This window comes from Nocardia sp. NPDC058519 (assembly GCF_042719755.1).
Classification (GTDB): Bacteria; Actinomycetota; Actinomycetes; order Mycobacteriales; family Mycobacteriaceae; genus Nocardia.
This window is the reverse complement of the sequence record NZ_JBHXNK010000004.1, coordinates 62,537-87,681: the sequence shown is the minus strand read 5'-3', so window position 1 is coordinate 87,681 and position 25,145 is coordinate 62,537. Positions and strand designations below refer to the sequence as shown.

Sequence of the window (25,145 nt, the reverse complement as noted above, 5' to 3'; positions counted from 1 at the left end):
ATAAACAGTTACTACGTACGGTTTCTTGATTGCATCAGCTCGATACGCCGTCGTCAAGGGGTGACGGCCGACACTTTCTCACCAATCTACCGAATCTTGTCGGCAGCACGTACGATTTCTCACGTGACCGTGCAACAACCGCGCCGCACCCAGGCCGAACGTCGGGCATCCACCCGCGCCAGAATCCTGGCCTGCACCGCCGAATGCCTGCTCGAACGCGGCTACGCGGCGACCACCGTCAGCGCGGTCCAGGAACGCGCCGGGCTCGCCCGCGGCACCGTGCAGCACCACTTCCCCACCAGAGCCGAACTGCTCATCGCCGCCACCACCCAGGTGGTCGACACCCGGCTCGAGAAGTTCCGGCGCGAAGCCGAGCTCCTCCCACCCGGCCGCGACCGGCTGCAATCCGTCGTCGACCTGGCCTGGCGTGACCTGAACAGTCCCGCCTTCTTCACCGCACTCGACCTGTGGGTCGCCGCGCGCACCGACGCCGAACTCCGCGACCAGCTCCTCACCGAGGAACGTCGCGTATTCACCGAGATGCGCCGGCTCTACCTGCAAGTACTCGGCGAACCGTATGCCTCGGATCCGCGCGCCGAGGTCCTGGTCGAGTTCACCATCGACCTGCTCACCGGGCTCTCGATGACCGCCATGCTCACCGGCACACTCGGCGAACGCGAGGCGGTGCTGCGCCGATGGAAGCGTGCGCTCGCCGTGCTCATCGGACAGCTACCCAGCGATGAACTGCTCGACGGAAGTCCACTGCCGGTGGCGCTGAACTGAGCTCGGCTTCTCTCCAGGCCGAAGAGCTCGTCCCTAGTCGCCCGTGGTCTACACTCCGGACAATCCGTTCCAGCACAGCGCGACGACGGTGTCGACAGCGTCGCCCTTCGGAATCGGTTGACCCGCGTCCAGCCACTGCCGGGCCGCGAGGTGACTGGCGCCGACCACCCCGAACGCACACGCGTAGGCCCGGACATCATCCATACCCGCGGCCCGGAGCTCGGCACTGACCAGCACCGCGCATTCGCCCATCGCGTTGCGCACCCGCCACCGCACACACGGCTCGCTCGGGACCGGAGACTCGAAGACCAGGGTGTGCCCACCGGCGTCCTCGTCGACGAAATCGAAATAGGCGAGCACCGCGCGGCGCACCTTGTCCTCCTGGCCGTCGGCGTCGGCCAGCGCGTCCCGGATACCGTCGACCATCCGATCCAGATAACCCTGCAGCACCGCGAGATAGAGGTCGAGCTTGCTCGCGTAGTGCGTGTACAGCACCGGCTTGCTCATCCCGGCCCTGATACCGATGTCGTCCATGCTCGCCCCGTGGTAACCATGGGCGACGAAGACCGCACGCGCGGCACTGAGCACCGCGAGTCGTCGCTGGGTGCGGGCAGCCGTCTCGGCGCCCTCGACGGTCGGGATGTCGTTGTAGAGAAGTGTCATGGGACGTCCGGGGATTCGAGGGTGTTCACCATGTGAGCACCGGCTTGACGACAGCGCCCGCGCGCTGGTCGGCCAGCGCGGTGCCGACCTCGGTGTGCGGGTACCGGGCGATGAGGCGCTCGACCGGGAAACGACCGGCCGCGAACAGATCGAGCAGGTGGGGAATGAAGGTGCCGGGCACGCTGTCGCCTTCGAGGCAGCCACGAATCACCTTGCCGTGCAGCACGAGATCGCCGATATCGACTGGCGGCGTGCCACGACCGAGGCCGACGGCTACCACCGTGGCACCGACAGCCAGCGCGGCGACGGCATCGGCGAGAACAATCGCGACGCCGGTCGTGTCGAGCGCGTGGGTCGCACCACCATCGGTGAGTTCGCGGATACGTGGCGCGGTGGGCCCGTCGGCGGGATCCAGCGCGGCGTCAGCGCCTAGCGCGACAGCCAGTTCCCGCCGCGCAGCCGATGTCTCGACAACGACCACGCGGACGTCGGGAATCGTACGAGCAGCGAGCAGACCCGCCATCCCGACCGCGCCCGCACCGTACACGGCGACCCACGCCCCCGACTCCGGCCGCAGCGCGTTGAGCACAGCGCCCGCGCCGGTCTGAAATCCGCAGCCGAACGGCGCCGCCACCGCCAGGTCGATCGCCGGGTCGATCACGATCGTGTTGTCCTCGGTGGTCAGCGCGTAGCCGGCGAAACTCGACTGGCCGAAGAACCCGTCCAGGATCGGGGAACCGTCGACAAGGACCCGGGGCGTGTCGTGCGCGCGTCGTCCGAACTGGTTGAGCGCGGTCGAGCGGTCGCAGTAGGCAGGGCGCCCAGCCGAACAGTTACGACAGGCACCGCAGTGCCGGAAGGTCAGCACGACATGGTCGCCGGGCCGGACCGTCCGCACCTCGGACCCGACCGCCGCGACGACACCCGCGCCCTCGTGTCCGAGCAGGATCGGACGATCCACAGCACCCGCGCGGCGGCTCACCAGATCGGTGTGGCAGATCCCCGCGGCGACGATCCGCACCAGGATCTCCCCCGCGCGCGGCTCGTCGACCTCGATCGGCTCGATCGAGAACCCCGCCGCCGGATCGCGCGACAACACCGCCGTTGTCAGCATCAGGAGACCCGTTCCAGCAGGAAATAGAAGTATTCGCCGTGGGCGAGAACCAGTTCGGGGCGCCCGTTCATGATGCCCATCAGGGTGGTGTCGTCGAGCCACTTGAAGTGGTCGAACACCGCGCGGCCGTCGTAGACCATGGTCGCGGTGACCTCACCGCGGAACTCGATATTCCACAGGGTCGCTTCGCCCTGTCCCAGTTCGACATTCGAGAACAGGGTGCCGTCCTCGGCTCGGCAGATCAGCGGCTTCGCGTCGTCGAGGGCTAGAAAGTTCTTGCCGTACCACCGGCTGGCGGGCAGCGCGCGGCACAGCGGGTGACCGGTCTGAAAAGCGTCGCCGCACCATTCGCCGAGGATCTCCTCGGCGCGGGCCGGGCGTAGCCGGGTCCACAGCTGGTCCAGGTCGCCGGTCGTGACACCGTCGGCTTGGTCCCGGAGCTGCTGCCACCGTGGTTTGTCCGCGCTCATCAAGCCCTCGTCTCACAGAGTTCAGAACCGTACGGTTCCGCATTGGACCATAGTTCCGAACCAGATGGTTCGGCAAGAGGTACGATGCGGCGCATGCGGGCGGCAGGTCAGGCGACAAGGGAGCGAATACTCACCGCGGCGAAAGCGGAGTTCGCCGAATTCGGTATCGCCGGTGCCCGGATCAACCGCATCGCGGCCGCCGCACATGCCAGCAAGGACCGGCTCTACGCCTACTTCCCCGGCAAGAACGAGCTCTACGCGGCCGTCACCGAACGCTGGACCAGCGAGACCAGTACCGAAGCGGCCATGTCCGCCGACGACCTTCCCGCCTATGTCGGCCGCCTGTTCGACCACTTCATCGCCCACCCCGACAACGCCCGACTACAAGCTTGGGCAGAACTCGAGCCGTCCGGCGATATCCCCCAGGTTCTGCGCCGCACCATCGACATGAAAATCGCTGAACTCCGCCGCGGCCAGCACGAAGGACTCATCACCACCGATATCCCGGCCCCGATCCTGCTCCGCATGCTCACCGACCTTGCCCGCACCTCGGCTACCCATGCACGGGCCGGATCCGTCGTTGCCGGCCGTGACCGCCTGGCAGAGCAGCGCGCGGCGACGGTGTCTGCCGTCGCGCGCATGGTTGCCCCCTGACCTCCTTGTGTTTTTGGATACTGCTTGGCCGCTGAGGTGGCGATGATGTAGCAATGAAACACATAGTTAGATGCGCATATCGCAGTATCGCGATTAATTAAACGCAGACAGGTGCACCGCAACTGGAGATCACCACCACCTGCACGATTGAAACCCGTACTGCCCCTGCGCTACTCCGCTCCCGCCACCGGTCAGACCGAGCAGCTCGGCCCGCTCCCCCACCTCGTACAGTTGCCGGAATGTACGAGGATCTACGCATCTGCTTCATCGGCGACTCCTTCGTCCAGGGCATCGGTGACCCGGAGTACCGCGGCTGGGTCGGCCGCGTGCTCGCCGCGACCGGCCCCGGCATCACCGCGTTCAACCTGGGCATCCGGCGTAACACCTCCGCCGACGTTCTGCGCCGCTGCTGGCGCGAGGTCGACCCGCGCATCCTGCCCGACACCGACAACCGCCTGGTGATCTCCTTCGGCAGCAATGACGCCGTCGTGGAGGACGGCAGCGTTCGGGTGGGCAAGGCACGCTGCCTCGAGAACCTCGCGACCATCCTTTCCGAAAGCCGGGAGCGCGCGATCCATCCGCTGGTGATCGGCCCACCGCCTGTCATCGACGGCGGCGGGGAGCACCTGCATCGCACAGCGGAACTCGCCGACGAGATGTCAGATCTGTGCGGCTCACGTGAGGTGCCGTTCGTCGCCACCACAAGGCAATTGGCCGAAGGCAGGATCTGGACCCGCGAAGCCACCGCCGGCGACGGCGCACACCCTGGTAGTGGCGGCTACCAGAGCTTGGCCGACCTGATCCTCGACAGCGGGTGGCACTCCTGGATCGCGCGGCCCAACCGGTGAGGGCTACTCCAGGAGTCCGAGATGGGTCAGGTCGCGAACATATTTGGCGATGAGTTCTGCCGGTAGGTGCGGGATGTCGTCGTCGGGGCCGATCTGTGCGGCGCGGACGGCATCGCGGAACCCGTCGGCGGGCAGGGCCGAGCCGGGCAGTGGACGGCCGGGCTTGCGGTAGGCGTCGAGTAGCGGGAGCAGGGTGTGTTTGCGCTGGGGTTCGGGGAGGGCGCGCAGCGCGGTTTCGAAGCGGGCGAACCAATCGTCGTAGTTGTCGATGCGATCGATGTGGTGGCCTGCTTCGATCAGCCAGTCGACGAAGACGTCGAGCGAGATGCCGTCGTCGTGCGGGTTGAGGACGTCGTAGGTGCGGTAACCGCTCGTCGCGGCGGCACCGAGTTCGGTGATCGCCGTGGCGACGAAGTCGGCAGGCAGTCCGTCGTAGTGGGCGCGCTGTCGTTGCCCGCCGGAATCGGGGCGGTAGAACGACTTCGGCGCGATCCCGGTGACGAGCACACTCAGCAGGAGCCGGGTGAAGACGTCGGGCACATTGAGCTGGCCGCGGAAGTGACTGTGCGCCAGGATCATGTCCGAGCGGAATACCGCGACGGGCAGTCCGAATCGCTCAGCCGCCTCGCGTAGCAGAACTTCGCCCGCCCACTTGCTGTTGCCGTAGCCGTTGGCATAGGAACTGTCCAGTCGGCGGACCGGGCTCATGGTTCGCACGTCACCGTTTTCGGTGAAGGACTCCCCCTGTGCCGCGACGGCCACCGTCGACAGATAGCTCACCGGCTTGCGCGTAGTGGTCGACGCCAGCCGGATGATCTCGGCCGTGCCGACCACATTCGGGCCGAACAGCTGCGCATACGGGAGCACATGGTTCACCAGTGCCGCGGAGTGCACGATCAGATCGACCTCGGTCGCCAACCGGTCCCATGTCGGCTGTGGCAGACCGAGATTCGGTTCACCGATATCACCGGGCAGTACTTCCAGGGTGTCCTTCGCGAGAGCCCGGAAGTGGGTGGCGAGCTCGCTGTCGCCGGTGTCGAAGGCCGCGTCGAGGCGCTCGCGGGCGGTGACCGCGTCGCCGCCCCTGACCACACAGATCACCTTGCCGCCCTGCGGGGCGAGCCGTTCCAGCCAGGTCAGGAGCAGGAAACGTCCGAGATAGCCGTTCGCGCCGGTGATCAATACCGTCTTCGCCTGCGCGGCTGCGGGCACGCGCGCCGCAGCTGTGACATCCAAGAACTTCTCGAGTGTCAGATCCGCGGCGCGAATCTCGGTAGCGCCGACGCCGTGCACCGCATCGGAATCGGTTCTGTGCGTGCAGGGTTCGCGTTCACGTCGCACGTAGTCGGCGATGCGCGCCAAGTCGCTGTCCGGTCCGAGCAGTACATTCACCGGCACGTCCACGGCGAGCAGTTCCCGCAGCAGGGTCGAATACGACAGGGCCGCCAGCGAATCACCGCCGAGATCACCGAAGCGGGCGTCCGGACGCAGATCCGCCGGATCGCCACCGAGCACCGCGCGAGCGGCACGGGCGACGGTGTCGTACACCGGCAGCCCGGGTGCATCGCGACGCAACCGCTGCAATTCGTCTTCCTGACCCCGCTCGAGGTCGGCATAGAGCTTCTCCAGGTACTCCCCATACCGCTGCTTCAGCTTGGGCCGCAACAGTTTCCCGACTCCGGACAACATCCCGTCGGCGGTCGAGAACGGTTCTGCCGCGATGATGAAGTCACGCGGAATCTCGTACGGCTCGAGCTCGGCCGAGACAGCGGCGCGGTGCAGCGACGAACTCACCGCGGCGCGCAACTCGTCGGCAGGCCCCGCGAGCGCGGCCTCGGTGGGCACCACGACCGCAAGCAGATAGGACCGTTCACTATTGCCGTACACATAGATCTGGCGCACCAGGTCCGCGCCGGCGAACACCGCTTCCAGCCGCGACACCGTCACGAATTCGCCCTGGGAGAGCTTGAGGACATTGTTGCGGCGGTCGACATAGGCCAGCCGGTCGGGCGCCAGCTCGGCGACCACGTCACCGGTGCGGCAGAACCCGTCGGCATCGAAGACCTCGGCGGTCACCTCGGGGCGGCGGTAGTACCCCGCGATCATGGTGGTGGTCTTGAGCAGCAGCTCACCGCGCGGGTACGGCTTATCGGTGCCGAAATAGCCGAGTTCGGGCACGTCGACGAGTTTGTAGTCCAGTACCGGTGGGCGCATCACCTTCGTATCGAAGATCACCCCGCCGCCGGTCTCGGTGGAGCCGTAACCGTCGTGTAAGCGCAGCTGCAGCACCGATTCGACGAAGGCACGCAACTCGGGTGCGATCGGCGCGCTGCCGCACAGCGCCGACATCAGCCTGCCGCCGAGGAACTGTTCGCGCAGTTCGGCTTTCACCGTGTCGGTCGCCGCGTCGCCGCGCTCGGCGACCGCGCGGCGGAAGCGCTGCATGATCATGTCGCACACCCTCGGCACCAGGAAGATCTCGGTGGGCCGCACCAGTGTGATGTCGGTGAACAACGTGGACAGGTCCGGCGCCGCCGCGAAATACGCCGTGCCGCCACGGGCCAGCACGCTGTTGAGGGTGAGCCGGGCGGCGATATGGCTCATCGGCAGGAAGTTGACATTGATCGCGGTCAGCGGCCGCGCGGGCTGCCAGCCCACCGCGACCAGGCGCTGGGTGTACATCGCGCCTTTGGGTGTACCGGTGCTGCCCGAGGTGTAGATCAGCAGGGCGAGGGGATCCTCGCCGTCGGCGGGCACGTTCAGTGGAGCCGCGTCGACGAGGCGGCCCCGTTCGATGGTGTCGTCGAGCGTGCTGAGCACGAGCGCCGCTCCCCCGGCCCGCAAACGGGCGCGGGCCGCATCGAGGGCATCGCGGTGATCGTCGTCGTCGGCGTGATGGTCGAACACGATCAGCGAGCGGGGCGTGGCACCGGCCAGGACCGCATCGACGGCGATGTCCAGGTGCGCGGTATCGACCGCGAACACCGTCGGCTCGGTCTCGTCGAGAATCGACCGCAACTGTTCCAGACCCGCGCCCGCCTGTAGCGGCACCGCGACCCCGCCCAGGTGGATCGTGGCGAGATCGAGCACGGTGTAGTCGGCGCTGGTGAACCCGAGCACCGCGATGAAGTCCCCCGCGACGACGCCGTCGCGGTGCCAGGCCGCGGCGAGCGCGCGAGTACGCTCCCACACCTGCCCGTAGGTCAGTACCTCGAACTCCGGCAACAGCTTTCGGATGGATCGTCCGCCGATGCCGACCAGCTCGGTACGCCGGGTGCCGAGCGCCGGACGGTCGGCATAGGCGGTCATGACGGTCTCGACGATGCGTGCTGTGGGAAGTCCGGGGGTCGTCACGACGGCGTGAACGTCCTCGGCAGGCCGCGCCGCACGGACCTGCCCGTCTTCGGCATAGAGCGCCTTGATGCGGTCAGCGAGCCGGCCCGCGTCGAGCTCTACGGTCATGCTTCACACTTCCGAATGCCTTGCCATGCTTCACGTTGCGCGGACTCCGGGTCGACCAGCACGCGCGGTGGATTGTCGATGATGCAGGTGGTCCGGCGTTCGGCGGTGTAGGGCGTCCACGGCGACAGCGGTCGGCCGGTGCGGGCGAAGCTGAGCCAGTTGTCCTGGATGTAGTCCTGGACCGAGAGGAACGCGCGCCTGCCGCCGGCTGCTGTCATCGCGCGGCCGACCGGTCCGTCGACCCAGCCGAAGACCGGGACGAGATCGAGTGCGTGGGTTGCACCGAAGCCCGCCAGGTGCAGTGCGCGCGGGGCGTAGTCGTACCGGTACGCGTAGGTGGGGGCGTATCGGCTGTGGTTTTCGAGGACGGCCAGCGTCGGGCGTAGGAACAGGTGGTCGCCACCGACACGTACTGCGGTACGCGCGGCCGGGTAGCCGGGGTAGCGGCTGGTCACCTGTTGTTCGGTGCCCGGCTCGTAGCGTTCGAAGATTGTTTTGAGCTGTTCAGGGGTGTGCGGCACCGACTTGGCGAAGCGCTGGAACAGCGTCGCCTCGTCGCGGTTGGTGCCGATGATCAACGGCACCGGATGCGCGCGGCCCGCCGCCATCGCGTCCAAGGGCGTCTCCGGCAGGAAGTCGCCGTCGGCTACCGGGGAATACGGAAAACTGCCGGGCTCCTCGCGCAGCGACCGGCCGAGCGCACGGTCGCCCGCCCGGGACAGGTCTTTCGCGGACACGGTGCTCAGGACGGTCGCGGCGTCGGCAGCAGTGGCGCCGAGCCGGTCCAGGCAGCGGCGGGCGAAGCGGCGCGCCTCGTCCGGTGTCGAGGTCCAGTCAGCGGGGGCGCTCTGCGCGATCGCCCGATGGAACAGGCCGCGGGCGGCGGGGGTCGCCAGCAGGCTGACCACCGCGTGCGCACCGGCCGATTCACCGAAGATGGTGACGTTGTCCTGGTCGCCGCCGAACGCGGCGATATTGCGACGCACCCATTCCAGCGCCGCGACCTGATCGCGAAGTCCGAGGTTCGAATCGAAAGGTCGGTCCGGCGTGGAGAATTCGCTGAAGTCGACGTACCCGAGGGCACCGAGGCGGTAGTTCACCGACACCACGATCACGTCGCCCCGCGCGGCCAGCCGCGCGCCGGAGTACATGCTCGACGTGCCGATCAGGTATCCCCCACCGTGGAAGAACACCATCACCGGGCGCGGGGTCGCCGATGTCGTCACCGGGGCGGTGACATTGAGCGTCAGGCAATCTTCGCCGGTGGGTTGCCAGGTTCGCGGCCCGACGCGGGCTCCGTTCGGGTTCTGCACCGCGGCGAAACCGAACTCGGTCGCCGACCGCACCCCCGTCCACGGTCGAACGGGCTGGGGAGCGCGCAAACGCAGCGCTCCGATGGGTGGGGCCGCGTAGGGCAGGGCACGCCAGCGGGCGATTCGACGACCCGCACGACCGCGCACGACTCCGTCGGCGCTCACGATCTCGGTGGACAACATCCCTCGAATGTACGTGGTACCGACGGTACCGCGCAGCTGGTTCGGTCGGCGAACTGTCTCGAAGTCGCATCCGCGCTGCGGACTAGACTGTGCCGATGACCGGCGAGGATCCGGAAAAAGCCCCGCAGGCGGCGCAATACTCCCCCGATATCGCCGCCGTAGATCGCTTGGTTTCCACCTGCCGCGCCTGCCCCCGGCTCGTCGCCTGGCGTGAAGAAGTCGCCGTCGTCAAGCGGGCGGCGTTCCGCGACGAAGAGTATTGGGGTCGGCCGGTACCCGGCTTCGGCCCCGCCGATGCGCGAATTCTCGTGGTCGGCCTCGCTCCCGCCGCCCACGGCGGTAACCGGACCGGGCGCATGTTCACCGGCGACCCGAGCGGCAACGTCTTGTTCGGCGCTTTGCACGCGGTCGGTCTGGCGAGCGGCGCGCATCCGGTCAGCCGTGACGACGGCATCGAACTGGTGGACACGCGGCTCACCGCACCCGTGCACTGCGCCCCGCCCGAGAACAAGCCGACACCCGAGGAGCGGCGCCGCTGCGCGCCTTTCCTCAGCCGGGAACTGGAATTGCTCGCCCCGACGCTGCGGGTGATCGTCGTCCTCGGCGCCTTCGGCTGGCATGCGCTGTTCGCCGTCCTGCTGGCAGGCGGCTGGACTGTGCCACGCCCACGTCCTCGTTTCACCCACGGCGCGCAAGTCGTCCTCACCCACCCCGACGGCCGATCGGTCACCGTGCTCGGCAGTTACCACGTGAGCCAGCGCAATACCGCCACCGGCCGGGTGAGCCCCGCGATGATCGAAGACATTCTGCTGCGCGCGAAGACGATCGCCGAGTCCTGACCGGAATTCGCGGCTCCGTCACCTAAAATCCAGACGAATTCTTTCGGCAGAAGTTCACTGCGATGGCAGGAGATCCGAAGATGAGTTCGCTGGCAATGAGCACACTGGATGTCTCGAGATGGCAATTCGGTATCACCACGGTCTACCACTTCATCTTCGTGCCGCTCACCATCGGCCTGGCACCGCTCATCGCGATCATGCAGACGGCGTGGGTGATCACCGGAAAAGAGCACTGGTACCGGCTCACCAAGTTCTTCGGAAAACTGTTCCTGATCAATTTCGCCATCGGTGTCGCCACCGGCATCGTGCAAGAGTTCCAGTTCGGGATGAACTGGAGTGAGTATTCCCGATTCGTCGGCGATATCTTCGGTGCCCCACTGGCTTTGGAAGCGTTGATCGCCTTCTTCCTGGAGTCGACCTTCATCGGTCTGTGGATTTTCGGCTGGACTCGATTACCCAAACTCGTTCACCTCGCGACGATCTGGATCGTCGCTATCGGCGTCAACCTGTCCGCCTATTTCATTATCGCGGCCAACTCGTTCATGCAGCACCCGGTCGGTGCGAAGTTCAATCCCGAGACCAAGCGTGCCGAGCTGGACAGCATCTGGACGCTGCTCACCAACAACACCACCGTGGCGGCGTTCCCCCACGTGGTCGCCGGTGCTTTCCTGACCGCGGGTACCTTCGTGGCCGGCATCGCGGGCTGGTTCATGGTGCGCAACGCGCGCAGCGGCGACGCGGCGAAACTCGACGAGGCCGAGGTGATGTGGCGCCCGGTGGCCCGGCTCGGCCTCTGGGTTGTCGCCGCGTCGATCGTGGTGGTCGCGATCACCGGCGATATCCAGGGCAAGCTGATGTTCGAGCAGCAACCGATGAAGATGGCGTCGGCGGAATCGCTGTGTCACACCGAGACCGACCCGGACTTCTCGATTCTGACCGTCGGCACGCACAACAACTGCGACAGTGTCGAACACGTTCTCGAGGTTCCCTACGTGCTGCCGTTCCTGGCCGAAGGTCAGTTCAGCGGGGTGACCCTGCAGGGGGTGGAGGATCTGCAGCGCTCCTATGTCGAGGACTTCGGGCCGGGCAACTACCGACCCAACCTCTTCGTCACCTACTGGAGCTTTCGCGCCATGATCGGCCTGCTGGCCGGATCGGTGCTGTTGCTGCTGGCCGGTTTCTGGCTGACCCGCGGCGGTCGCGTACCCGACAAACGCTGGTTCTCGTGGCTGAGCCTGATCGCCATCCCGACCCCGTTCCTGGCCAACAGCGCGGGCTGGGTCTTCACCGAAATGGGTCGCCAGCCGTGGGTGGTGGTGCCGAACCCCACCGGCGACAAGACCATTCGGATGACGGTGGCCCAGGGCGTCTCGGAGCACGCGACCGCCACCGTCGTGTTCTCCCTGGTCGTCTTCACCTTGCTCTACGGCGCGCTGGCCGTGGTCTGGTTCTACCTGATGCACCGCTACACCGTGGTCGGGCCGGAGCCTGGGCCGTCGGCGTCCGACGATCAGTCCGGTCCCGATGACGACGGTGGTGGCGGTAGGCACCGCGCCGAACCTGTCGAGCCGCTGTCCTTCGCGTACTAGGAGACGACGATGAGTTTGCAGCAATTCTGGTTCGTGCTGGTCGGCGTGCTGTTCACCGGCTACTTCATCCTCGAGGGATTCGACTTCGGTGTCGGCATGCTGATGCCGATCCTCGGCAAGGGTTCCGACGTGCGCAGACGCGTCGTGCTCAACACCATCGGCCCGGTCTGGGACGGCAACGAGGTCTGGCTGATCACCGCGGGTGGTGCGATGTTCGCGGCGTTCCCCGAGTGGTACGCGAGCCTGTTCTCCGGCTTCTACCTTGCCCTGCTGCTGTTGCTGGTGGCCTTGATCATGCGGATCTGCGCCATCGAATGGCGGTCCAAGATCAACTCGCCGAAGTGGCGGGCCTGGTGTGACGTCGGTATCGGTATCGGCTCCTGGATTCCGGCGCTGGCGTGGGGCTGGGTGTTCGCCAATCTCGTGCGTGGCGTGCCGTTGAACGAGAAGCGGCAGATCGTCGGCTCGGTGTGGGATCTGCTCAGCCCCTACGCACTGCTCGGCGCGGCGACCACAGCCATCCTGTTCGCCCTACACGGCGCGATCTTCCTGGCGCTCAAGACCGGTGGTGAAGTCCGCGACGATGCCCGTAAGTACGTCCGGATCCTGTTCGTTCCGACCGTGGTGATCGTCGGCGGTTTCGGCCTGTGGACCCAGCTCGCCTACGGCTCCGGCTGGACCTGGGTCGCCCTCGGCGCCGCGGTACTCGGCCTCGTCGTCGCCGGTGGCGCGACCGCCGCGGGCCGCGACGGCTGGGCCTTCATCGGCACCACGCTCACGATCGCCTCGGCCACCATCCTGCTGGTCGGCTCCCTGTACCCGAACGTGATGCCCTCCACCATCAGCCCCGCCTTCGACCTGAACATCAACAACGCCTCCTCCAGCCGCTACACCCTCCAGGTGATGAGCTGGGCAGCAGTACTCGCCACCCCGGTGGTCCTGATCTACCAGGGCTGGACCTACTGGGTCTTCCGCAAACGGCTGACCGTCGACCAGATCCCCGCACCGACCGGCCTGCCGCTCACGAAATAGACTGCCCAGCCCTCACATTCACCGTGGGTGACTTCCTGGAGACAATCTTCAGGGGACCTCGGCGCCCAAGGCGATGTCGAAGCCGGCACCGTTGCGTGCCAGGCTCACCAGGAGAATGCCGGCCCATTCGAGGGCGTAGGCCATCTCGAGCCCTCCTGCGTCGAGGGCCCGCATGTCCAAGCTCTCCAGAAACGCCGCGACACGTGCCTTCGCCTCGGTGCTGTCGCCGGCGAAGAACACGTCAAGGGGCTTGTCTGCGGCATGGACGCCGCGGAGTATCGAATTGAATGCCTTCACAACGTGCGCACCCGCGGGAGCGACGGCGGCGATCTGCTGGGACACCGAGTTGCCCACGGTAGTCACGAGTCCGCTTCCCTCGGCGTTGAACGGGTTGGTGATGTCGACGAGGATCTTGCCGGCCAGCGCATCGCCGTAGTGCGCGACCACGTCAACCGCGCCGGTGTACAGGACGGCCACGATGACGATGTCACCCGCCGGCCTCGAGCCGAACGTGCCGACGGTGGCTCCGTTGCCGATCCGGTCGGCGAGCGCCTGAACCTTGTCGGTGTTGCGGCTCATGAGCTCGATGGTGTGGCCGTGCTTCGCCGCCCGGGTGCCGATGGTGGCGGCCATGTTGCCCGAGCCGATGATGCTGATCGTGGTCATGACGTGTATTCCCTTGTTGTGTATGGACGAGTTGGTCGTGGGGGTCTTACTGGCGGCGCCACGCTCAGATCACTGTGGTGCCACCGTCGACAACCAGCTCCATGCCATTGACGTAGCTCGAGTCGTCGGAGGCGAGGAACAACGCGACCGAAGCGATCTCTTCAGGGCGGCCCATCTCGCGCCGCGGGATCACGGATTCGAACTGCGCTCTACCAGCACTTCACCGGCAAGGACGAGCTGATCGCCGAATACCTGCGCCGATTCGATCCCGACATCGTGCCCGAAGTGTTCGACCGCACCGACCTCACACCTCGCGAACGACTCCTCGCCGCGTTCGACATGCACGCGGCCCTGTGCCCGTTCATCGCGGCGGCCGTCGAGATCCCCGACCCGGGCCACCCAGCACGCGTATATGCGCGCGACTACAAAAAGGGCTTTGCCGCCCGGCTCACCGATACCGCCCGCGAGGCCGGCGCCGCCGACCCCGAACAGCTCGGCGAGCAACTGGCGTTGCTCCTGGACGGCGCGTCAGCCCGCAGTCGCGTCCTCGACACCGACACCTTCGCCACCGCCGCAGCCATCGCTGCCGTCCTCGTCGACAACGCCATCCCCACGGCAGCGGCCGACGCCGAACAGCTGTCGTGACCTACGACAGCTATTCGATCAGGTTCTCGCTTTTCAGCCAGTCGTAGGCGACGTCGGCGGGGTCTTCGCCGTCGATGTCGATGCGGCCGTTGAGTTCTCGCATCAGGTCGTCGGTCAGCCGTTCGGAGATCGTGTCGAGCAGGTCGCGCAACGCGGGGTTGGCGTCGAGGACGGCGGCGCGGACGACCGCGGTGCCGCTGTAGGGGAGGAAGAACTTCTTGTCGTCGTCCAGGACGAGCAGATTCAGGTTCTTGACGCGGCCGTCCGTGGTGTAGACCATACCGAAATGGCACGGGGTGCCTTTGGCGGTCGCGGTGTAGACGACGCCGGCGTCCATGCGGGTGACGTTGCCCGCGGGGACCCCGTTGGGATCGTTGTAGGGGATGCCGTATTTCTGCAGCATCGGAATGAAACCGTCCGAACGGCTGAAGAATTCGTCGTCGACGCAGAAGGTGCGTTCGGCGACCGGTAGTGCGGCCACATCCGAGAGCGACTTCACGCCGAGTCGCTGCGCGGTGGACGCCGACGCACCGAACGCGTAGGTGTCGTTGAAGTTGGACGGGGCGAGCCATTCCAGGTCGTAGTCACGCTTTTCGACATCGTGGACGCGCTGCCACAGCTCCTGCGGATCCGCGATCGTCTCGGTCTCGTTGTGGTAGTTGACCCAGCCGGTGCCGGTGTACTCCCACAGCACATCGGCGTCGCCGTTGAGCTGGGCCTGCCGCGACGAAGCCGAACCCGGAGCGCCGGTCAGATCGGTGACCGAGGCACCCGCCGCGGCCAGATAGGTCGCGGTGATCTTGCCGAGCAGCACACCCTCGGTGAAGCTCTTCGAGGTGACGGTCAGCTTCGCGCCGTCGAGCGGACGTTCACCGCCGGGCAGCGTCGCGTCGTGGAAGGTGCCCGACGAACTCACCAGCCCACACCCGGCGAGCAACGAGATCGTCGCGACCAGCGCGGAAATCAACGGAACCCGTCTCATGAGACACCTCGTGGGGTCGCGGCCAGTTCGACGAGTCGGCCGAGCCAATCGATGATCAGCGCCAGCAGGCCGACGAGCACGGCGCCGGAGATGAGCAGCTTGGGCAGGAACAGGGTGACACCGGTCGTGATCAGGGTGCCGAGGCTGGTCGCGCCGATGAAGGTGCTCAGCGTCGCGGTGCCGACCAGGATGACCAGCGCGGTGCGCACTCCGTTGAGGATCACCGGCACCGCGAGCGGCAACTCGACCTGTACCAGGGTCCGTGCAGCCGAGAAGCCGATACCGCGAGCGGCCTCGATGGTTCGATGGTCCACCTGCCGCAGGCCGACGATCGTGTTCTGCAGGATCGGCAGGATGGCATAGACGACGAGACCGACGACCGCCGTGCGGAATCCGGTGCCGAGCCAGAAGGTGAACAGCACCAGCAGACCCACGGCGGGCGCGGCCTGGCCGATATTGGCGACGTTGACGGCGATCGGCTCGAACCGCTGCAACGCGGGCCTGGTCAGCGCGATACCGAGGGGAATCGCGACGACCACCACGATCAACGTGGCGACCACCGTGAGCCGGATGTGTTCGAGGATCGTGGTCTGGAGATTGGCCCAGCCGAGCGAGGCCTGTTCGGTCGCGGTGAACGTCGACGACCGATACCAGAGCAGGTACCCGATGCCGATCACCACAATGATGAGCGGTTCGAACCACACATCGATCGGGACCCGGCGCAGCCGGTTCATGCCGGTCCGGCCGATCCGGGTTCGTCGGCGGCGACGACCGGAGTGGGCGTGGGATCGGAACCGTCGACATAGGTTTCGTAGGACGGGTCCTCGACGGCGGCATGGCCCTCGGCGAGCTTGGTCTGGATCACATCGGTCACCGAGCCGATGTTCAGCGAGCCGACGACGGCGCCGCGACCGTCGGTGACCAGGGTGGCGCCCTGACTCGCCGCGAGCATGGCGTCGAGCGCGTCGTTGAGCGTGGAGGAATGGGCCACCACGGGCAGACGACGATCCAGATAGTCCGAGACCTCCGGCTTGCTCGCCACCTCCGTCAGCGAGGGCCACGACCGCGGCCGCCCTGCCTCGTCGACGACCACCACCCAGGTGTTCCCCGCGGCCTTCGCCCGCCCGAGCACGACCTGCGACGATTCCCCGATCCGGGCGATAGTCACCGGGTCGACCTCCACGTCGCGCACCCGCGACACCGTGAGATAGGCCAGTTTCGCGCCGGATCCGACGAATTCCTCCACGAACGGCGTCGCCGGATCGGTGAGGATCTCCTCCGGCGTCGCGTACTGCTCGACGTGTCCGCCCTCGGACAGAATGAGCACCTTGTCGCCGAGTTTGGTGGCTTCCTCGAAGTCGTGGGTGACGATCACGATGGTCTTGCCGAGTTCGTGCTGGATCGCGATCAGACTGTCCTGCAAGCGAACCCGGGTGATGGGATCGACCGCGCCGAACGGTTCGTCCATCAGCAGCACCGGCGGGTCGGCGGCGAGCGCGCGGGCGACGCCGACGCGCTGCTGCTGGCCACCGGACATGTCCTTGGGCAGCCGGTCGGCGAACGTCGCCGGGTCGAGACCGACCAGGTCGAGCAGATATTCGGTGCGTTCGGCGATCCGCTTCTTGTCCCAGCCGAGCACCCGCGGGATCGCGCCGATGTTCTTGGCGACCGACCAGTGCGGGAACAGGCCACCGGACTGGATGACATAGCCGATCGACTGGCGCAGCTTGTCGGGATCCTCGCGGGTGACATCGCGGCCGCCGATGAAGATCCGCCCCTCGGTCGGCTCGATCAGCCGGTTGATCATCTTGAGCGTGGTCGTCTTTCCGCACCCCGACGGTCCGACGAACGCGACGATGTCGCCGGCGTCGATCTCGAGGTCGAGGCGCTCGACGGCGGGGGTGTCCTGGCCCTTGTACCGTTTGACGACCCCGTCCAAGGTGATGGAATCACCGGTCACATTGCGCTGCGGCGCCGTCGGCGCCTGCTGGCTGGTCACATCGGTCATCACAGTCCCTTGGCAATCGTGAGGCGTCCGAGCAGGACGAGGAGCGCGTCGAAGACCAACGCGATGGCAACGATGAGAATGGTTCCGGTGAGCGCCATTTCGAGGGCATTGGCGCCGCCGAGGCGGGACAGACCGTTGAAGATCAGCGAGCCGAGGCCGGGTCCGAGGACGTAGGCCACGATCGCGGCGACACCGACGATCATCTGGGTCGAGACCCTGATCCCGGTGAGAATCACCGGCCAGGCGATCGGCAGTTCGACGGTCAGCAGGATCCGCCACCGCGAGAGCCCGATGCCGCGCGCGGATTCGACGACCGTGGCGGGCACCGATCGCAGGCCGACGATCGCGTTACCGATCACCGGCAGGGCGGCGAAGAACGCCAGCATGATGAACGACGGCACCACACCGAGACCGAACGGGACGAGCAGCAACGCCAGCAGCGCCAGCGAGGGAATCGTCAGTGCCACCCGGCTCGAGGTCAGCGTCAGCGCCGACGCCAGCGGTAACCGGTACACCGCCACGGCGATCAGGATCGCGACGACGGTTCCGACCAGCACCGTCTGAAACGCCAGCGACGCGTGCTGATAGGTGAGGAAGGTGAGAACCTCGCCCCGCCCCCGGACATAGCTCCACAAATTCACGGCATTCCGATCGTCGGACTGGGCCAGCGGGTACCTGTTCGCGCGTGATCAACGGTCGAATGTGCCGTCGAAGAATAGTCGATACCGGGTGTTCGTCCGGGGACGCGCGCGACGTCGTGGCGGTCGACGATGGCTATGCCGCACGCTCGAGCGGAGCAGCGTACGGCTCGGCATCGCCCGCGATGACCGTGCTCACGGAGCCGTCGACACCGACGGGCACCGGCCCGCCCAATGTGATGCGGGTGAGCCTGCGGTGCTCGCTGCCGTCGTAGTCGTCGATGGCGTAGTGCTGGGTGGCCCGGTTGTCCCAGATCGCGACGTCGCCCAGCGACCAATCCCAGCGGGTGGTGTGCTCGAGCCGAGTGACCCGGTCCTGGAACAGGCGGAACAGCGCCCGCGACTCACTGCTCGACACCCCGACGATCTCGGAGACGAAGCAGCCCAGCAGCAGGGCTCGTTCGCCCGTCACGGGATGGACCTCCACCACGGGGTGCTCGGTCTCGAAATAGGTGGACTCGAACTCGCGACGGTAGGCGCGGTCGGTGTCGGCGGATCGGTCCTCGATCTCCGCGGCATAGTCGTAGCGGTTCGAATGCCGCGCGCGCAGGCTCTCGGCGAGGCGCTTGAGCGGCTCCGGCGCGCATTGTAGGCGGCCACGGTGGAGGCCCATGTAGTCGAACCGCCGTAGCTGGGCAATGCGACCGCGCGCAGGATGGAGGCCTGCGGGACACGATCGACGAAGGTGACATCGGTGTGCCAGACATTGGAGCGGGTCTGGTGCGAATCGATGGCCAGGCTCTTCGCACCGGCCGAGGTGACGGTCGGGTGCGGGGTGGTCGGATCGCCGAGCAACTGCGCGAACTCGTACTGCCCGTCCTCGGTCAGGTGGTGCTGGCCCCGGAAGAAGATCACCTTGTGCTCGTCGAGCGCGGCGCGGATGGCAGCCACCGACCGCGCGTCCAGGTCACCGCCGAGCCGGACACCGTCGATCCGCGCGCCGATGTGGGCACCGAGCTTCACCACCCGCACACCTGGGACGGCTGCGTCATCGACGGACATACGAAGGCCTCTCGCTCGAACCTGGACGATCTGGTCACACGAAACCACCAGGAACGGGCCGCGACCAGCATTGGATTCAGGGTGAGCGGAATCGATGCCGTCATAGACGGACTTACGGAATGCGCAGTTCCGCCCCGTTGTGTCCAGGAGCGGACCAACTACTGAATCGTTTTTCGGCGGCTTCGGCCGACGGTGCGCTGATCACCCGGGCGACCGCTTCCCACGACGCTCCCGACGCGCGCACGAACCGGACGGCTTCGACGAGTCGTTGCTGTGCCGACGCGGTGTCCTCGAAGGCCAGCCGCACCGGGATCAGCGCCTGCATCTCGAGCTGGTGGTAGTCCCATTCCGCGAGCACCAAGCGGGACAGGTCCGCGTCGAGTCGGCCGGTCGAGCAATGCAGGACCCGCGCGGACGGGGCATGGTCGTCGAACCGGTCGGCGCGTAGCCAGGTTCGCCCATGCCAGCTCTCGCAGGAGCACAGTGCCCGCCACCCGATCACCTCCTCCGGCCGGCGCGGGTGCCGATCGTCCGGGGACAGCGGTTGGGCGTCGATCGCTACCGTCGCGCGCGGCTCGGGGGGTGTCGCTGCGTCCGTACAACCCATCCGCGAAGATATCGGCGACCCATCCGCGATGGTTTTCGAGCAAGCTGTTCATCTGACTCCGATGTCGAATCCGAAAAGCTCGATCCCGAACCGGCCGGTCATGAGGCGACGCCAGCGGTTCGGTGTGTGGGACGACTACTCCCAGATACCTACGATCGACCTCATCGACACCGATGGCAATCACCTGGACGCATTCTTGTACCTAGTCACATACTGCCTGGTCGTGACCTGTGCCCGATGTGCGGTCGGGCCGAGTAGCGAGGTAGATCGTCGCGCTGGATTGCCCGCGGGTGAGCGGGTTGTCGAACACGATCGGCTGTGCCTCGACATCGACGAAGACGGATTCGAGAATCGCGCAGAACTCGTCATCGGGCGCGTCGTCGGACCACATGGCGAAGGTGCCGCCGTCGGTCAGGTGGTTCGCGACCGCGCGTATGCCCTCGCCGGTGTAGAACGCGGCATTCGGGCCGTGCAGGACGTGGCGTGGCGAGTGGTCGATATCGAGCAGTAGCGCGTCGTACGTACGGCCGGGGTGTGCCGGATCGAATCCCACCGGCCCCGCCGCCGCGGCGAAGAAGTCCGCGCAGACGAGCTCGACCCTGCGGTCGGCAGCCAACCCGGCGGTGTCTGGCAGCAGATCCCGTCGATGCCAGTCGATGACCGCGTCGGAGTACTCGATCACGGTGAGCTCACGAATGCGTGGGTCCGTCAACGCTTCTCGCGCGGTGTACCCCAACCCGAGCCCGCCGACGAGCACATCGAGCCGGTCGCCCGGAGTCCGTGCCAACCCCAGCCGCGACAGCTCACGTTCGGCGACGGTGAACAAGCTCGACATCAGGTACTCGTCGCCGAGCTTCACCTCGTAGACATCGGCACGCACCGTCGGATCGAACCGCCGACGCAAACTGATCTCCCCGATCGGAGTCTGCCGCCAGCCGAGTTCTTCGAAGCGTGCGCTCATCGCCGTCACGGTAGTCCTGCGATAGCCGGATTCCGGCCGACGACGGGCCGGGCGGCGCCCTGAGATTTGTGGTGGGCGTGGTCTTTACGGCATGTTTACGGGTAGGCGAGCCGGGGAGCCTGGTCGGCGGCCCGGCTCGAGCTCGGCCGAGTGGGGTGCGATCAGTGACGGAAACCCACTCGTTCGGCCAGGAGTACCGCATGACTCACACCATCACCCACCTCAGCATCGGCCTCGGTTGGGACCCCGCCCACGCCGACGGAACCGGCTCCGCCCGCAGGGACATCGATCTCAATGTCGCGGCGCTGTCGTTCGCGGGTCAGAACTTCGTCGACGCCGCCTTCCACGATCAATTGACCTCGCGCGACGGCGCGTTGCGCCACCTCGGCGACAGTGTCACCGGCGATGGCGACGGTGACAACGAAGTCATCGTGGTCGACCTGACCCTTCTCGATCCCGCGATCACCACGATCGTGTTCCTCGTGACCTGCTACACCGGCCAGCGATTCGACCAGATCGCCAACGGCTTCTGCCGTGTCGTCGACAATGTCACCGGCATCGAATTGGTCCGCCTCGACCTCGACAGCATCGGCGCCCACACCGGTATCGTCGTCGCCACACTGCGCCGCCCCCACCAGGATTGGGCCTTCACGGTGATCGGCCGGTCGATCAATGCCCAGCATGTCGTCGACGCGGTCCCTCAACTCACGGGCTACCTACACTGAGGTCTGTCCGTCGTCAATCCGACAAGCGGTCGCGTGCTCGTAGTCGCGTCTCGAGCGCGTCGAGCACGTGCGTCACGTCCGCGTCGAACTCCTCGGCCAGCATTTCGAGTAGTGCCGCGCCGATCAGCAAGAGCGTGGTGAAGACTACGGGCGCGATGGGCTCGGTGGCCTCGAGCAAGGGTCGGGTCCGGGGCGCTCCGCCGCGATGCCAGGCCTCGAGAAGTGCCAGTGCGCCCTGGAGATAGACCGGTGGTTCCGGTCGGGCGCTCAGCGCGGGGATCGCTCGGTCGGCCGCGCGGCGCAGGATATCCGACATAGCCTCGGTGCCAGGCGCCATGGCCTCCACCGCGCAACAGGCCAAACGCAGGGCACCGTCGAGGTGTCGCGGGGTGTAGTGGGCAGATTCCGGGATCTGATCCCACGGCAGGCGCAGGACGTGCAGCAGGTCGGCAGTGATCGCGCTCGCCGTCGGTGCCTGCACCGCCGCCGGGGCCGAACCCGACGTGTGATCGACACCGAGCATGATCTCCAGCCCGATCGCCGATGCCATGAGATCGCTTCGGCTGCTGCGGGATTCGCGGCGAAGACGGCGATCCTCGACCAGTAGCCAGCCGACCGTCTGCGCGTCGGCGGTTCGGAGCAGTTTCGCGTCGGCCTGCCAGCCGTTCGCCGTATCGCACCGCGACAGCGCGCAGACGAGATCGGCCATGACGTGATTGCCGGTGACCAGCGTCGGCTGATGGCGTGGCCGGCGCGACACCACCGGCAGCTCACCCAGCCGGGCCGACGAGGAGACGAACGACATCGCGGCGAGCGCCGCCGCCGCCGTCCGCGCGGCGGACACGGCGTCGGCGGCGTTGGTGCGCAGCAGCGCGCGATGGATCGAGTCCGCCAGCGGCGCGACGCCGAACTCCGCGTAGTGCAGAAGTAGCCAGGCCAGCGGCATCTCGCCCAGGACCGGCGCGAGCCGTTCGTTCAGCTCGTACAGCAGCGCGGCCGACTGCTCCGGCCTGCGAGATCGCGGCGCCTCGCCGGTGAGGTCACGCCATTCCAGCAACGCCAGATAATTCGGCAGCAGCAAGCTATCCACCAGCTCACTCACCTGAGCGATGACGAATTCGAAATCCAGCTCCGTCATCGTGCCTGGCCCGACCGAATTCAGCACGGGATTACCGTCGAACGGGTCGAAGCCCGATTCACCGAGGGCGAGATCGAACAACAACTCCGCGTGCCCGAGCCTGCCGACGACCCGGCCGACAAAGGGCACCACCCCGCCGTCTTCCACGGCGGTCGCCGCACCGAGGAGGCAATTCACCATGGCGCCTTCAGCTTTGGCGTGCGCACAGAATCTCCGCAGCCGCTGATGCACGGTATCTTCGGCATCGAAACCCGTCCGCACGATCTCTTCGGCAATCGTCACTATTGCCGCGTCGACGACATATTCGGGCCTACCCCCGGCCGCCTCGGAGGCCGACGCGGGGCCCGCGAAATAAAGCCGATCACTGAATGCGTCGCCCATTCGTCGCCTCACCACAACCTCCACTCGGATGCGCAGCCTGCCGTGCCCCTTGACAGCCTTCCAGCAAATTGTTCGCAAGTCGCGGCTCACACCTCACAAGGCGATAACGGCATGAGCTCCGCGCGGATCGGCCGGGCCTGCCGCGCGCACCACACACCACCGCCGAGACCCTGTCGAGACACTATTTGCCCGAATTCGGGCAGGGATGTTGGCGAACCGGGTCCGGCGGGGCAAGATCGTGCGAGTGAATGACGGGGTACCCACCGAGCTGGTCCGCTACGTAGTGGCCTCCACCGGCCTACCCGAACGGGTGGCCGCCCGGGTCGTCGCCGATGTCGTCGGCTACTTCGACGAGACAGCCGAGCAGTTCGTCCGGCGCAGGCACGCCGAGTTGCAGTCTCGGGAGATGCGCAACGCCGAGATCTGGCGACGACTCGAAGCCGAACTCGCCGAGCGTCCGGTCGCGGCCCCGTCCTTCACCGAACGGCAACTACGTCGCATCGTCTACGGGTAAGGGGTTCATCACGCCATGTGTGGAATCGTCGGATACATCGGTCACCGGCAAGCTGTTCCCGTGCTGCTGGAGGGCCTGCATCGGCTCGAGTACCGCGGCTACGACTCGGCCGGCTTGGCGCTGCCCCATCGAGGGAAGGCGCGCGTCTGCAAGACCCGGGGCCGGGTGCAGGACCTGCGCGACAAGGCCGACACCACTCCCCTGCGCGGCACCGTCGGCATCGCGCACACCCGCTGGGCCACCCACGGCGAGCCCAGCGATGCCAACGCGCACCCGCATACCGATGTCAGCGGGCGCATTGCCGTGGTGCACAACGGAATCGTCGAGAACGCCGAACAGCTCAGGGCCGAGCTCACCGCACTCGGCATCGATCTGGTCTCCGATACCGATACCGAAGTGATCGCCCACCTCGTCGCCAGGGAACTCGAGGAATCCGAATCCCTCGAGGACGCCGTTCGCGTCGCACTGCACCGGGTCCGTGGTACCTATGGGCTGCTGGTGCTCGACGCGCGCCGCCCGACCGAACTGGTGGTCGCCCGCAACGGCAGCCCCATCGTGCTCGGCGTCGGCGACGGCGAGATGTTCGTGGCCTCCGATGTGGCCGCCCTCGTCCACCACACCCAGCGCGTGGTGTTCCTCGACGACGGCGAGCTCGCGACGGTCCGCGACGGCGAATTCCGCACCAGCACACTGGGAGTCGAGTCCGAGCAAACCGACAAGACCCCGACCACCATCGACATGGTGGCCGAGGACTACGCACTCGGCGGATTCCCGGACTTCATGCGCAAGGAGATCGCCGAGCAGGGCGAGGCGGTACGCAGAGCGCTGCGTGGGCGCCTCGACGACCGCTTCGCCACCGCCCACCTCGGCGGGCTGAACATGGATGCCCGCGAACTGCGCAGCATCAGCAAGGTGGTCTTCCTCGGTTGCGGCTCGGCCTACTACGCAGGCCAGCTCGGCGCCCAGCTGATCGAGGAGCTGGCCCGGATCCCGGCCACCGCGGAGCCCGCGTCGGAATTCCGCTACCGCAATCCGGTCGTCGACCCCGACGCGCTGTATGTCGCGATCAGCCAGTCCGGCGAAACCCTCGATACCCTCGCCGCGGTGCAGGAGCTGCAGCGCAAGGGCGGCCGGGTCATCGGCGCCGTCAACGCGGTGGGCAGCGCGATCGCCCGCCAGTGCGGGGCCGGGGTGTTCCTGCACGCGGGCCCGGAGATTTCGGTCGCCTCGACCAAGGCATTGACCAACATGACCGTGTCGTTCACGATGCTGGCGCTGTTGCTCGGCCGGGTACGCGATCTCTCGGCGGCCGACGGCCACCGGATCGTCGACGGGCTGCGCGCGCTGCCCGACGCCATCGACCAGGTCCTCACCGACGAAGACGCCATCGCCGAGATCGCGCACCGATACGCCAAGGCCCGCAGCATGTTCTTCATCGGCCGGGTGCGGGCGTGGCCGGTCGCCCGCGAAGGCGCGCAGAAACTCAAGGAGGTCTCCTACGTGCACGCCGAGGCCTACCAGGCCTCCGAACTCAAACATGGTCCGCTCGCCCTGATCGACCAGGAGATGCCGAGCGTGGTGCTAGTCCCCGACGACGAACTGCTGGCCAAGAACCTCAGCACCATCGAACAGATCAAGGCGCGTGGTGGGCCGGTCATCGCCGTCACGAACGCCGACCTGCCGCCGAATACCGCCGACGAAGTGATCCGGGTCCCCAGGGTCGCACCGGAACTGGACCCCATGCTGCTGACGATCCCGCTGCAGCTGCTGGCCTATCACACAGCCATCGCCCTCGGCCGCGATGTCGACAAGCCACGCAACCTCGCGAAGAGCGTCACCGTGGAATAGAGCTCCCGTGGCCGACGGTT

The 25,145-nt window shown here is 66.8% G+C and carries 23 protein-coding genes and 2 pseudogenes; 10 read left to right on the top strand and 15 right to left on the bottom strand.

Annotation, left to right across the window (positions count from 1 at the left end; all coding sequences use genetic code 11):
* Positions 1-123 precede the first annotated feature (123 nt).
* A complete protein-coding gene (locus ACFWPK_RS06545) occupies positions 124-783 on the top strand; it encodes a TetR/AcrR family transcriptional regulator (RefSeq protein ID WP_378913556.1) in 660 nt (219 codons plus the stop codon).
* Between the two features lie 48 nt (positions 784-831).
* Here ACFWPK_RS06545 and ACFWPK_RS06540 read toward each other — a convergent pair whose 3' ends face one another.
* From ACFWPK_RS06540 to ACFWPK_RS06530, 3 genes are read right to left on the bottom strand one after another with little or no spacing between them, the layout of a single operon-like run.
* Complete coding sequence (locus ACFWPK_RS06540) at positions 832-1,446, bottom strand: TetR/AcrR family transcriptional regulator (RefSeq protein WP_378913555.1); 615 nt, start codon at positions 1,444-1,446, stop codon at positions 832-834.
* Positions 1,447-1,471: 25 nt separating this feature from the next.
* Positions 1,472-2,560 carry an NAD(P)-dependent alcohol dehydrogenase gene (locus tag ACFWPK_RS06535; RefSeq protein ID WP_378913554.1) on the bottom strand — a complete coding sequence of 363 codons (1,089 nt, stop codon included), beginning with the start codon at positions 2,558-2,560 and terminating at the stop codon, positions 1,472-1,474.
* Complete coding sequence (locus ACFWPK_RS06530; RefSeq protein ID WP_378913553.1) at positions 2,560-3,030, bottom strand: DUF4334 domain-containing protein; 471 nt, start codon at positions 3,028-3,030, stop codon at positions 2,560-2,562. The genes ACFWPK_RS06535 and ACFWPK_RS06530 overlap by 1 nt, the downstream gene beginning before the upstream one ends.
* Before the next feature lie 93 nt (positions 3,031-3,123).
* On the opposite strand from ACFWPK_RS06530, the gene ACFWPK_RS06525 reads away from it, so the two are divergent.
* Positions 3,124-3,684 (top strand): TetR family transcriptional regulator, encoded by a 561-nt coding sequence (locus ACFWPK_RS06525; protein WP_378913552.1) that lies wholly within the window; start codon positions 3,124-3,126, stop codon positions 3,682-3,684.
* Between the two features lie 239 nt (positions 3,685-3,923).
* Positions 3,924-4,532 carry a GDSL-type esterase/lipase family protein gene (locus ACFWPK_RS06520; protein ID WP_378913551.1) on the top strand — a complete coding sequence of 203 codons (609 nt, stop codon included), beginning with the start codon at positions 3,924-3,926 and terminating at the stop codon, positions 4,530-4,532.
* Positions 4,533-4,535: 3 nt separating this feature from the next.
* On the opposite strand, the gene car is transcribed toward ACFWPK_RS06520, so the two are convergent.
* Positions 4,536-7,994 carry a carboxylic acid reductase gene (gene car / locus ACFWPK_RS06515; RefSeq protein WP_378913550.1) on the bottom strand — a complete coding sequence of 1,153 codons (3,459 nt, stop codon included), beginning with the start codon at positions 7,992-7,994 and terminating at the stop codon, positions 4,536-4,538.
* Entirely contained in the window at positions 7,991-9,490 is a 1,500-nt protein-coding gene (locus ACFWPK_RS06510) for a carboxylesterase/lipase family protein (protein ID WP_378913549.1), read from the bottom strand. Before ACFWPK_RS06510 ends, car begins: the two co-directional genes overlap by 4 nt.
* A gap of 95 nt (positions 9,491-9,585) precedes the next feature.
* Here ACFWPK_RS06510 and ACFWPK_RS06505 point away from each other — a divergent pair, with 95 nt between their 5' ends.
* From ACFWPK_RS06505 to cydB, 3 genes are all read left to right on the top strand, one after another.
* Complete coding sequence (locus ACFWPK_RS06505) at positions 9,586-10,329, top strand: uracil-DNA glycosylase (protein WP_378913548.1); 744 nt, start codon at positions 9,586-9,588, stop codon at positions 10,327-10,329.
* A 95-nt stretch (positions 10,330-10,424) separates the two neighbouring features.
* The gene (locus ACFWPK_RS06500) at positions 10,425-11,918 is read left to right on the top strand and encodes a cytochrome ubiquinol oxidase subunit I (RefSeq protein ID WP_378913746.1); all 1,494 of its coding nucleotides are present in this window, start codon (positions 10,425-10,427) and stop codon (positions 11,916-11,918) included.
* 9 nt (positions 11,919-11,927) lie between these two features.
* Entirely contained in the window at positions 11,928-12,950 is a 1,023-nt protein-coding gene (gene cydB / locus ACFWPK_RS06495; protein ID WP_378913547.1) for a cytochrome d ubiquinol oxidase subunit II, read from the top strand.
* Positions 12,951-12,998: 48 nt separating this feature from the next.
* Here the strand turns inward: cydB and ACFWPK_RS06490 are convergent, their stop codons facing one another.
* Both ACFWPK_RS06490 and ACFWPK_RS06485 read right to left on the bottom strand, forming a co-directional pair.
* Entirely contained in the window at positions 12,999-13,616 is a 618-nt protein-coding gene (locus ACFWPK_RS06490) for an NADPH-dependent F420 reductase (protein WP_378913546.1), read from the bottom strand.
* 64 nt (positions 13,617-13,680) lie between these two features.
* A pseudogene (locus ACFWPK_RS06485) lies at positions 13,681-13,827 on the bottom strand (SDR family oxidoreductase); the annotation flags it as partial.
* Between the two features lie 74 nt (positions 13,828-13,901).
* Between ACFWPK_RS06485 and ACFWPK_RS06480 the strand changes: the two are divergent.
* A complete protein-coding gene (locus ACFWPK_RS06480; protein ID WP_378913545.1) occupies positions 13,902-14,261 on the top strand; it encodes a hypothetical protein in 360 nt (119 codons plus the stop codon).
* A gap of 10 nt (positions 14,262-14,271) precedes the next feature.
* On the opposite strand, the gene ACFWPK_RS06475 is transcribed toward ACFWPK_RS06480, so the two are convergent.
* The 7 genes and pseudogenes from ACFWPK_RS06475 to ACFWPK_RS06445 all read right to left on the bottom strand — a co-directional run bounded on the left by ACFWPK_RS06475 (position 14,272) and on the right by ACFWPK_RS06445 (position 20,519).
* Entirely contained in the window at positions 14,272-15,243 is a 972-nt protein-coding gene (locus ACFWPK_RS06475; RefSeq protein ID WP_378913544.1) for a glycine betaine ABC transporter substrate-binding protein, read from the bottom strand.
* A complete protein-coding gene (locus ACFWPK_RS06470; protein WP_378913543.1) occupies positions 15,240-15,977 on the bottom strand; it encodes an ABC transporter permease in 738 nt (245 codons plus the stop codon). Before ACFWPK_RS06470 ends, ACFWPK_RS06475 begins: the two co-directional genes overlap by 4 nt.
* Entirely contained in the window at positions 15,974-17,251 is a 1,278-nt protein-coding gene (locus ACFWPK_RS06465; RefSeq protein WP_378913542.1) for an ATP-binding cassette domain-containing protein, read from the bottom strand. Before ACFWPK_RS06465 ends, ACFWPK_RS06470 begins: the two co-directional genes overlap by 4 nt.
* The gene (locus ACFWPK_RS06460; RefSeq protein WP_378913541.1) at positions 17,251-17,892 is read right to left on the bottom strand and encodes an ABC transporter permease; all 642 of its coding nucleotides are present in this window, start codon (positions 17,890-17,892) and stop codon (positions 17,251-17,253) included. Before ACFWPK_RS06460 ends, ACFWPK_RS06465 begins: the two co-directional genes overlap by 1 nt.
* 133 nt (positions 17,893-18,025) lie before the next feature.
* Positions 18,026-18,951 (bottom strand): annotated as a pseudogene (locus tag ACFWPK_RS06455) (TauD/TfdA dioxygenase family protein).
* A 112-nt stretch (positions 18,952-19,063) separates the two neighbouring features.
* Positions 19,064-19,558, bottom strand: a complete 495-nt coding sequence (locus ACFWPK_RS06450; RefSeq protein ID WP_378913540.1) for a hypothetical protein — start codon at positions 19,556-19,558, stop codon at positions 19,064-19,066.
* A gap of 202 nt (positions 19,559-19,760) precedes the next feature.
* Positions 19,761-20,519 (bottom strand): spermidine synthase, encoded by a 759-nt coding sequence (locus ACFWPK_RS06445; RefSeq protein ID WP_378913539.1) that lies wholly within the window; start codon positions 20,517-20,519, stop codon positions 19,761-19,763.
* 200 nt (positions 20,520-20,719) lie between these two features.
* Between ACFWPK_RS06445 and ACFWPK_RS06440 the strand changes: the two genes are divergently transcribed.
* Positions 20,720-21,244 (top strand): TerD family protein, encoded by a 525-nt coding sequence (locus tag ACFWPK_RS06440; RefSeq protein ID WP_378913538.1) that lies wholly within the window; start codon positions 20,720-20,722, stop codon positions 21,242-21,244.
* A gap of 13 nt (positions 21,245-21,257) precedes the next feature.
* Here the strand turns inward: ACFWPK_RS06440 and ACFWPK_RS06435 are convergent, their stop codons facing one another.
* The gene (locus ACFWPK_RS06435; protein WP_378913537.1) at positions 21,258-22,763 is read right to left on the bottom strand and encodes a hypothetical protein; all 1,506 of its coding nucleotides are present in this window, start codon (positions 22,761-22,763) and stop codon (positions 21,258-21,260) included.
* Between the two features lie 244 nt (positions 22,764-23,007).
* Between ACFWPK_RS06435 and ACFWPK_RS06430 the strand changes: the two genes are divergently transcribed.
* A complete protein-coding gene (locus ACFWPK_RS06430) occupies positions 23,008-23,277 on the top strand; it encodes a hypothetical protein (RefSeq protein WP_378913536.1) in 270 nt (89 codons plus the stop codon).
* Between the two features lie 15 nt (positions 23,278-23,292).
* Positions 23,293-25,125 (top strand): glutamine--fructose-6-phosphate transaminase (isomerizing), encoded by a 1,833-nt coding sequence (gene glmS, locus ACFWPK_RS06425; protein WP_378913535.1) that lies wholly within the window; start codon positions 23,293-23,295, stop codon positions 25,123-25,125.
* Positions 25,126-25,145: the final 20 nt, after the last annotated feature.